Here is a 1,056-nt window from a genome sequence, read left to right as displayed (position 1 = left end):
CACTACTAACCGACTAAAATTTTGAGTAAAGGGGCTTCCTCCTTTCGGATTCGCCCCTAATGTCGTAGATTTGTTGTACCACCAATAAATAAACGACATGGGTAAAGATAGTGGAAAAAAATTAGTCGGTCAGCCGATTTTCAAACAAATGATAGATTTACTTCCAAAAGAGAAATTTGAATCCTTGGTGTATAAGCATGGTTCTGATCGTTATTACAAGCGCTTCACATCGTGGAGACAACTTGTGACGATGCTTTTCGGAGCCTATAGTCGTTGTGACTCGATGAGCGAAGTATGTGCCGGGATGCAGGCTTTGGAAGGCAAATTGAGTTATTTCGGCATGGATTCTTCCCCTGCCAAGAGTACTGCCGGTGATGGCTTACGTGATAGATCGAATGAACTGTTCCGTGATTTCTATTTTACCCTGATCGAGCATTTCAAACCTGTTTTCTCGGTCAGCCGGATTGAAAAGGCATCATTTGATAAGTTATACGCCTTTGATTCAACAACAATAAGTCTGTTTTCTGATATTCTCAAGGGCGTCGGGCGTGACCCAAAAGGCGATGGGAAGAAAAAGGGTGGTTTGAAAGTCCATATGTTGACCGATGTCCATTCTGAAACGGCACAATTTGCCTATTTGAGTGAAGCCAGTCAACACGACCGAAAATTCCTGGATCGCCTGAGCCTATCCAGTGGTAGCATGATTGTTTTTGACAGAGCATACAACGACTACAAGTGGTTTGCCGAGCAAAGCGGTAAAGATATTTGGTTTGTCTGTCGGATGAAAAATAATGCCAAATATGAGGTTCAACAGGTTGTTTTGGATAGGGTGTTGGAGAAAGATCCTTTCGGCGTATTGAAAGAGGAACATGTTCATCTTGGGTATAAGGATGGAAAAGAAGAAAAAACACTTTGTCTCAGACGTATTATATACAAAGATGAGAAACGCAGGATATATGTGTTCATCACCAACAATTTCGATATTACAGCCGAAGAAGCCGCTTTCCTGTATAAGAAACGTTGGACCATTGAGCTTCTGTTCAAAAAATTGAAAGG

Annotated in this window: 1 protein-coding gene; it reads left to right on the top strand. The window is 41.7% G+C overall.

The annotated features are described in order from the left end of the window. Window positions 1–97: 97 nt before the first annotated feature. On the top strand, window positions 98–1,056 hold a 959-nt coding region (locus M2134_RS15755; protein ID WP_280758221.1), incomplete at its 3' end, for an IS4 family transposase.

Source organism: Parabacteroides sp. PM6-13 (assembly GCF_029892605.1).
In the GTDB taxonomy this organism is placed as follows: Bacteria; Bacteroidota; Bacteroidia; order Bacteroidales; family Tannerellaceae; genus QVMG01.
Note: the sequence above shows the minus strand (reverse complement) of the source record. Positions and strands in the feature narration are given on the sequence as shown.